Genomic DNA, 8,355 nt, shown 5'->3' with positions numbered 1-8,355 from the left:
CACGGCGGCCTGCTGTTCATCGACCTGCGCGACCACTATGGCCTGACGCAACTGGTGCTGCACCCGGAAACGCCGGGCTTCGACGTGGTCGAACGCCTGCGCGCCGAAAGCGTGATCCGCATCGACGGCGAGGTCGTGAACCGCGAGGCGGGCACGGTGAACGCCAACCTGCCGACCGGCGAGATCGAGGTGCGGGTCAAGGCGGTCGAGGTGCTGTCGGAAGCCGCCGAACTGCCGCTGCCGGTGTTCGGCGAGCCGGAATACCCCGAAGAGATCCGCCTGAAGCACCGCTATCTGGACCTGCGCCGCGAGACCCTGCACCGCAACATCGTGCTGCGTTCGCGCGTGATCGATTCGATCCGCAAGCGCATGGTCGGCCAGGGTTTCCTGGAATATCAGACGCCGATCCTGACGGCCTCCAGCCCCGAGGGCGCGCGCGACTTCCTGGTGCCCAGCCGGATGCATCCGGGCAAATTCTACGCCCTGCCGCAGGCCCCGCAGCAGTTCAAACAGTTGCTGATGGTCTCGGGCTTCGACCGTTATTTCCAGATCGCGCCTTGCTTCCGCGATGAGGACCTGCGCGCCGACCGCTCGCTGGAGTTCTATCAGCTCGACGTCGAGATGAGCTTCGTGACCCAGGAAGACGTCTTCGCCGCCATCGAGCCGGTGATGCACGGCGTGTTCGAGGAGTTCGCCGACGGCAAGGCGGTTGACGCCTATCCGTTCGTACGCATCCCGTACCGTGAATCCATCGCCAAATACGGCACTGACAAGCCCGACCTGCGCAACCCGATCGAGATGCAGGACGTGTCCGAGCATTTCCGCGACGGCGGTTTCGGCCTGTTCAACAAGATCCTGGCGGCCGACGCCAAGAACGCCGTCTGGGCCATCCCCGGACCCAAGGGCGGATCGCGCGCCTTCTGCGACCGCATGAATTCCTGGGCGCAGGGCGAGGGCCAGCCGGGCCTGGGCTACATCTTCTGGTCGGACGACCAGGGCGGCTGGGGCGGACCCATCGCCAAGAACCTGGGCGCCGAGGCGGCCGACGCCCTGATGAAGGCGGTCGGCCTGGGCCAGGGCGACGCCTGTTTCTTCGCAGCGGGCGACCCGGCCGTGTTCCACAAATTCGCGGGCAATGCGCGGACCAAGCTGGGCCAGGACCTGAACCTGATCGGCGACGACGCCTTCCGCTTCTGCTGGATCGTCGACTTCCCGATGTTCGAGTGGAACGAGGATGAGAAGCGCGTCGACTTCAGCCACAACCCCTTCTCGATGCCGCAGGGCGAGATGGCGGCGCTGGAGAGCCAGAACCCGCTGGATATCCTGGCCTATCAGTACGACATCGTTTGCAACGGCTATGAGCTGTGCTCGGGCGCGATCCGCAACCACAAGCCGGAGATCATGCTGAAGGCGTTCGAGATCGCGGGCTATGGTCCCGAGGTCGTGGAAGAGCAGTTCGGCGGCATGTTCAACGCCTTCAAATTCGGCGCCCCGCCGCATGGCGGCCTGGCGCCCGGCATCGACCGCATCGTCATGCTGCTGGCCGGCCAGACGGCGATCCGCGAGGTCATCGCCTTCCCGCTGAACCAGCAGGGCCAGGATTTGCTGATGAACGCCCCGGCCGAGGTCGAAGAGCGTCAGTTGAAGGAACTGTCGATCCGCCAGGCCCTGCCGCTGAAGGGCTGAGGGCGGGACCTCATCTCCGTCCATCCCCGCGAAAGCGGGGATGAGCGGAATGTTGAGGCTTAACGGTCGCTGTTGGCGACGGCGAACGAGCGCGGGGCCGGGGGCGCGGGCGGAACCGGCGGGGTCGGCGCGCGCACGATCCGCAAACGGTTCGACGTGCAGACGCGGGCGGTCAGACGCCCCGGCAGGCGGGTGGCGGCGTCGCCGCAGGCGCGGCTGACCTGGGCCTGGCTGAGACCGCGCGCGCGCGACAGGTCGACGCCGCGGATGTCGGTTCGCTCCATCGTCGCGCCGGAGAAGTTGGCGCGGCTGAAATTGGCGCCGGTGAACCGGGCGCCGTCGAGCACAGCGCGGCTGAAATCGGCATTGGTGAAATCGCCCGCGGCCATGTTGGCGGCGGCCATGTTGGCGCCCCGGAAGGCGGCGCCCGTGGCGCGGACATTGGCCAGGGTGGCGCCGAACAATTCGGTCTCGTTCAGATTGGCGCGCACCATGACGGCGCCGTTGAAATTCACGCCGCCGAACTCGGCGTCCGACAGGTCGGCTTCCAGAAGATTGGCGCGGATGAAGACGGCGCCCTGGGCCTCGGCGCCGGACAGGTCGGCCAGGTTGAACCGGGCGGTCGAGAAATTGGCGCCCATCAGGGTGACGCCGCGCAGATCGGCGCGGGTGAAGTCGCTGCCGGTGAAGTTGGAGGCCACAAGCTCCGCGCCGCGCAGATTGGCGCCCACCAGGGTGGCGTTGATGAAGGTCGCGCCGGTGAAGGTCGCGCCGTTCAGATTGCGGCCCGACAGCTCGCAGCGATTGCACGAGCCGCCCAGCGAGACCATTCGGGCGACGTCGCGTTCCTGAATCTGAATCTCGGGCAGAGACGGGGCCAGCATGATGCTGTTGGCCAGGGCCGGCGTGGCCAAAAGGCCCGCCGCGAGCGACAGCAGCGGCGCGATGGCGCGGGTGCGGCGGATCGAATGGCGAGCGAGCTTTTTCACGCCCTGACCCTGCCAGCGTCCGTTCACAAAGACCACTTAAATCCCTGTAAGAAACGCTAGGCGCACATCGGGATGCGCAGGCCGCCGGGCAGGACGGTGGCTTCGTCGCCGCAGGCCTGATTCAGGCGCGACTGGGTCAGGCCGGCGGCCCGCGCCAGCCGCGCGCCCGAGAAATTGACCCCGCTGAGCGTCGCGCCGGAGAAGTTCGCGCCTTCCAGATAGGCGCCGACGAAACTGGCGTTGGTCAGGTTGGCTCCCGAGAAGTCCGAACTGGAGAAGACGCCGCCATAGGCCTCGACATCGCGCAGATCGGCGTTGGCGAAACGGGTGCGGATCATGACGGAAAGGCTGAGGTCGGCCTGACGCAGACGCGCGCCGGTCAGGTTCAGGCCGCGCGCCTCCAGGCCCGAGAAATCGCCCTGGAACAGGTTGCAGCCGGGGCAGGAGGCGCCGCCGCGCACGCGCGCGATCTGGCCAGCGTTCTGGGCCGCGGCGGGCAGGGCGACGGCCGCCAGCGTCAGGGCGGCGAGGGCGGCGAGAGCGGGGCGTTTCATCTGTGCGGCTCCGAGGCTGGTCGAACCAGAACGGCGATCTTCGCATCAACCTAGGACGAAGGTGTTGACGATCCGTGGCGCGTTGTCCGGTCGCGGCATAGGGCGTGACCCCATGCGCCGCGTCACCCTCGGGCTTGGACCGTCAGGGCGTCGTCCAGGCTTCTCAATCGGCGCAGACGTCGATCCGACGATGAGGGGTGACGGGCGCCGACTCGCTCACGGTTCAGCCCTGCATCGACGGCGCCGCGCCGCAGGTGTCGCAGACCCAGCCCGCGCCGCGTTGCTGAAGCGCGAAGTCGCCGCAGGCGGGGCAGGCCACGGCCTCGGTCGCGGCGGGTGGGGCGGCCGGTTCCGGTTCGGCTTTGCGGCCGAACGGCAGGACCACCAGATTGTCGGGCGCCGCGCCGCGGGCGAAGCCCTTGGAGATGAAGCGGGCGGCGGGCACGGCCTCGGGTTCGGACGGTTCGCCCTCCAGGGCGCCCAGGCCCTTGACGGCCAGGGGGTCGGGATCGGCGTTGGCCAGTTCGTGCCGGTCCAGATAGCTGACGCCCAGTTCGCGGAAGATGTAGTCGAGGATCGAGGTGGCCGCCTTGATCGAATCGTTGCCCGTGACCCGGCCCGCCGGCTCGAACCGGGTGAAGACGAAGGCGTCGACGAATTCGTCCAGCGGCACGCCGTATTGCAGGCCGATCGAGATGGCGATGGCGAAATTGTTCATCAGGCTGCGGAAGGCGGCGCCTTCCTTGTGCATGTCGATGAAGATCTCGCCCAGTTCACCGTCGTCGTATTCGCCGGTGTGGATATAGACCTTGTGGCCGCCGACGGCCGCCTTCTGGATATAGCCCTTGCGGCGGTCGGGCAGTTTGCGACGGGTGCGGTCGCGCTCGATCACCCGCTCGCGGACGGCGGGTTCGGGCGGCGGGGCGGTCTCGGCCCGGCGGACGGGCAGGTCTTCGACGGCGGGGATTTCGATCAGGGAGCCGGCGGGCGGCGCGGCGCGATGCAGGATCACAGCACGACGACCCTCGCGTGCGGCCTCGCTCAGGCGACGGGCGGCCTGGGCGGCGGTCGAGCGCCACGTCAGGGGCTGGACGGTCGGGTCGGGAAGGTCGCTGAACGGCTCGACGGCGGCGCGCAGGGCGCGCTCGAAGGCCGCGAGGTCGGCCAGGATGGGCCGCAGCGCTTCGGGCGCCTCGGGCCAATCGGCCAGATCGGCGTGGCCGAAGGCGTGGGCCGACGCCTGGGCCAGGGCGTCCTGCGTCAGGCCCAGTCGCGACAGGATCGGCTCGCCCGCATGCGGATCAAGTCCGAGCACGTCGTGGACGAAGCCGGGGTCCAGAACCGGCACGGCGAAGGCCTGATCCAGGGTCTCGACGTGGGGCAGGGCGCGTTCGACGGCCTCCAGCTCAACGTCGGTGAAGCCCAGGCCGCGCAGCACGGCGTGGTTCACCCCCGGCGCCTCGGCCAATGAGCCGTGACCCAGCAGCCGACGCTCGGCCGCCTCGACGTCGCCGCCGTGGGCCGAGACGGCGTTCGCCACGGCCGGGTGCAGGCGGCGCAGAACCTCGCCGTCCGCCGTCTGCCACGTCTGGATCGCCGCCAGCGGCGCGCGGCCCAGGCGCAGGGCGGTTTCGTCATCCGCGACGAACAGGCCGACGGCGCCGTGGCGCGGAGCGGACGCCTTGACCCGCAGCAGGGTCTCGGCCCTGGCGGCGCTCGAATCGTCCAGGGCGGCCGCCAGCCGGGCGCGGTGGCCCGCGCGTTCAGCCGCCTGGGCGGGGTCGGCCTCGGCGGCGGGTTTCAGGATCTCGGCCAACCGGCATGAAGCGGCGCGGGCGGCCGCGGCGGCCAGGGCGGCCAGGGCGGCGGCGCGGACGGGCGCCTGGGCGGCGTCGCCCAGGGTCAGTTCGGCCAGGCCCGCCAGTCCCAGACCCATGGGCCTGACGGCGTCGCGGCGTCGGGCCGAGGCGGCGTCGACGGCGAAGTCGCAGGACAGGCTGACGTCCAGGGCCGCGACCCAGAGCCGGACCAGGGCCTCCAGCGCCTCGGGCAGGTCGTCGCCCGCCAAGGCCGCCAGACGGGGCAGGTCGATCAGGACGCGGGCCGAGTGCGGCGAATCGGCCAGCGCCTCGGCGTCCGTCGGGTCGAAGGCGATCACGACGTCGCCGTCCAGCATGGCGGCGGCGGCCGTCAAGGTCTCGGGCGCGCCCGAGGCGATCAGGGCGCGGTCGGCCGACAGCGTCAGGGGGGCGACGGTCGGCGAGGGCGCGGCGACGACCGCGCCGATCTCTCCGTCCAGGGCGCGCAGGATGTCGGCGTCGGCCGCGCCGCAACGCCGGGCGTGGGCGGCGGCGCGGGCCAGGGCGGGGTTGCGGGCCGGGTCGGCGCAGTCGGCGGCCGGTCCCTCACAGCGTTCGACCGCCAGAGCGACGGCGGTCAGGGCGTCTTCAAGGGCTTCGACCGCGCCGACGGCCAGACGGGCGGCGCGGCGTTCGGCCGTGTGCGTCGCGATCCCGGCCGCCGTGGCCGGGTCGCCCAGGTCGAGCACGGGCGCGGACGGCGCCGCCGGCGCCGGATCATCCGCCACCGGATGGACGCGCGAACCGTCGGCCGGCCCGGCGACGGGCGCGGCCAGGCCCAGCAGCAGGGTCGCCTCCAGCTCGGCGCGGAAGACGTCGGCGTCCTTGGCGTCGAACACGCCGACGGCCCGCCCCCAGGCGGCCAGGCGCGCGGCCCAACGCCCGATCGCGCCGTTCAGCGGGGCGTCCGGCGCGACGACGACGGGGTCCGCCAGGCGCGGCAGGTCGTTCGGCAGGGCGTCGGCCCAGTCCATCCAAGCCTCGACCTGGGCGTCGGTCCAGGCGGCGGGCGCGACGACCTCGGCGACCTGGAACGGACGCTCGATCCGGCGGCGCTCCAGCGGCGGGCCGGGCAGGCGGGCGAAGCGGGACGAAAAGCGCATGGGCCTCTCTGGCGGAAACGGCTTGCGGACAGGCTAGGGCGCATAAAGGCGCAAACCAATAGATGTTGCGGCCATGGGGCGGGTTACCCCCAAGATATCGATACGAGCTTCCGTTTCGCGGCGCTGGACTGCGGGCGGCGCGGTTTCTATGATCGCGGTGCGTCGCGCACTCCCCGCGCGGCGGGATTCAGCCTGGGTGTCCGAACGTGCTCGACAAGATTTTCGCCTGGTGGAACGGCGCCACGATCGGCACCCTGTTCACCGTGGCCAAGCGCGGCGCGCTGGTCGGGACCGACGCCTTCGGCAACCGCTATTACCAGTCGCGCGACAACGTCAGCTATGACGGGCGCAAGCGGCGCTGGGTGATCTACAACGGCTATGCCGAGGCCTCGAAGGTGCCGCCGGAATGGCACGGCTGGCTGCACTACACCTTTGACGAGCCGCCGACCGTGGACCCGCTGCCGCGTCGGTCGTGGGAAGTCGAATACAAGCCGAACCAGACCGGCACGCCCATGGCCTGGCGGCCGCAGGGTTCGCTGGCCGCCGAAGGGCGCCGTCCGGCCGCCACCGGCGACTATCAGGCCTGGAAGCCCGAATGAGGGGCCGTCGCGCCCTGATCGCGGGCGCGGTCGGCGCTGTCCTGCTGACGGCGGGCGCCGTCGGCGCGGGCGCGCTGATGGACCTGCCGCAGGACGCGACCCCGGCGGCGGCCGATCCGATCGGCGACATCCTGAAGTCCACGGCCAATCCGCCCGCCGCGCCGGTCGAATCCGCCCCGGCCGGAGTTCCCGCGCCCGCGCGCCCCGTGGCGGTGACGCCCGTCGATCCGGCCGTGAGCGCCCAGGTCGAAAAAGAGGCCGAGGCCGTCGTCGAAGAGGAAGAGGCCGAAGAGAAGGCCGCGCCCAAGAAGGACGATGACGCGCCGCCCCCCGGCCGCCGTCAGCGCCGCCCGGTCGCCATCATTCAGGCCATCGACAAGATCACCGCCGAATCCATGCGCTTCGAGGTGCAGGTCGGCGGACGGCCGGTGCGCTTCAACAAGGCGCTGATCTTCAGCGTGCGGGCCTGCGAGGTCTCGGCCTCGGACGAACAGACCGAGGACGCCATCGCCTATGTCGATGTCGCGCTTCAGCCGCGCGGCGCGGTGGCGGGAACCGAACCCCGCCAGATCTTCCGAGGCTGGATGTTCGCCTCATCGCCCAGCGTGAACGGGCTGCAACACCCGATCTACGACGCCTGGGTGGTGGGCTGTAAGAGCTGACGCGCCGCCGCGACGGCCTGATCGCCGCTCAGGATCTGTGTCAGGGCGGCGGGATCAGGCCGGACCCTGAGCGCGGCCTTCAATAGGCGCAGATAGACCGATTGCGGTGTCTCGACCGCGCCGAAACCGGCCAGGTGCCGGGTCATGAACTGGGCGTCCAGCAGGTTCCAGCCGCCCAAGCGCAGACGGGCGACCAGATGGACCAGGGCGACCTTGGATGCGTCCCGCTCGCGGCTGAACATGCTTTCGCCGAAGAAGGCCCCGCCGAGCGTCACGCCGTACAGACCCCCGACCAGATGCTCGTCGCGCCAGCATTCGATGGAATGGGCGAAGCCGCGCGCGTGAAGCTGGGCGTAGAGGCGCCGGATCGGGGCGTTGATCCAGGTGTCCTCACGGCCCCGTGCGGCCTGGGCGCAGCCGTCGACCACGGCGTTGAAGGCGGTGTCGACGCGAATGTCGAACGGTTCGCCGCGCACGGTGCGGCGCAGGCGGGCGGGGATGTGGAAGCGATCCAGCGGGATCAGACCCCTCTGGTCCGGTTCGACGATGAAGACGCGCGGATCGTCGCGCGCCTCGCCCATCGGAAAGACGCCCGAGGCGTAACAGGCCAGAAGATCGTCGGCGGTGAAGCCGTCGGTGGAGGCGGCGCTGAAGTCCGGCTCCGTCACTCGCCCTTTTGCGCCTTGGCCCACTTCTCCAGCCAGTGGATGTCATAGTCGCCCGACAGAATGTCCGGCTCCTGCAACAGCTTCTGGAACAGGGGAATGGTGGTGTCGATGCCGCCCACGACCATCTCGTTCAGGCTGCGACGCAGGCGGGCGACGCATTCCTCGCGGTCGCGGCCGTGTACGATCAGCTTGCCGATCAGGCTGTCGTAATAGGGCGGGATCGAATAGCCGGCGT

At 70.4% G+C, this 8,355-nt stretch carries 7 protein-coding genes and 1 pseudogene; 3 read left to right on the top strand and 5 right to left on the bottom strand.

Annotated features, from left to right (window positions below; genetic code table 11):
• Positions 1-1,686 (top strand): aspartate--tRNA ligase (gene aspS, locus V7D63_RS12775; RefSeq protein ID WP_333592660.1); only part of this gene is annotated, 1,686 nt, incomplete at its 5' end.
• Between the two features lie 59 nt (positions 1,687-1,745).
• On the opposite strand, the gene V7D63_RS12770 is transcribed toward aspS, so the two are convergent.
• From V7D63_RS12770 to V7D63_RS12760, 3 genes are all read right to left on the bottom strand, one after another.
• Entirely contained in the window at positions 1,746-2,675 is a 930-nt protein-coding gene (locus tag V7D63_RS12770; protein ID WP_333592659.1) for a pentapeptide repeat-containing protein, read from the bottom strand.
• A 56-nt stretch (positions 2,676-2,731) separates the two neighbouring features.
• Positions 2,732-3,229 carry a pentapeptide repeat-containing protein gene (locus tag V7D63_RS12765; RefSeq protein ID WP_333592658.1) on the bottom strand — a complete coding sequence of 166 codons (498 nt, stop codon included), beginning with the start codon at positions 3,227-3,229 and terminating at the stop codon, positions 2,732-2,734.
• 223 nt (positions 3,230-3,452) lie between these two features.
• Positions 3,453-6,191 (bottom strand): TSCPD domain-containing protein, encoded by a 2,739-nt coding sequence (locus V7D63_RS12760; RefSeq protein ID WP_333592657.1) that lies wholly within the window; start codon positions 6,189-6,191, stop codon positions 3,453-3,455.
• A 206-nt stretch (positions 6,192-6,397) separates the two neighbouring features.
• Here V7D63_RS12760 and V7D63_RS12755 point away from each other — a divergent pair, with 206 nt between their 5' ends.
• A complete protein-coding gene (locus V7D63_RS12755; RefSeq protein WP_333592656.1) occupies positions 6,398-6,790 on the top strand; it encodes an NADH:ubiquinone oxidoreductase subunit NDUFA12 in 393 nt (130 codons plus the stop codon).
• The gene (locus tag V7D63_RS12750) at positions 6,787-7,452 is read left to right on the top strand and encodes a DUF2155 domain-containing protein (protein WP_333592655.1); all 666 of its coding nucleotides are present in this window, start codon (positions 6,787-6,789) and stop codon (positions 7,450-7,452) included. The genes V7D63_RS12755 and V7D63_RS12750 overlap by 4 nt, the downstream gene beginning before the upstream one ends.
• Here V7D63_RS12750 and aat read toward each other — a convergent pair.
• Positions 7,419-8,120: a leucyl/phenylalanyl-tRNA--protein transferase gene (gene aat, locus V7D63_RS12745; RefSeq protein WP_333592654.1), complete on the bottom strand. Its 702-nt coding sequence runs from the start codon at positions 8,118-8,120 to the stop codon at positions 7,419-7,421. The two genes, V7D63_RS12750 and aat, sit on opposite strands and share 34 nt — an antisense overlap.
• Positions 8,117-8,355, bottom strand: a pseudogene (locus tag V7D63_RS12740) (acetyl-CoA carboxylase biotin carboxylase subunit); the annotation flags it as partial. The pseudogene V7D63_RS12740 and the gene aat, both read right to left, overlap by 4 nt.

The sequence above is a fragment of the Brevundimonas sp. genome, assembly GCF_036732845.1.
In the GTDB taxonomy this organism is placed as follows: Bacteria; Pseudomonadota; Alphaproteobacteria; order Caulobacterales; family Caulobacteraceae; genus Brevundimonas.
Note: the sequence above shows the minus strand (reverse complement) of the source record. Positions and strands in the feature narration are given on the sequence as shown.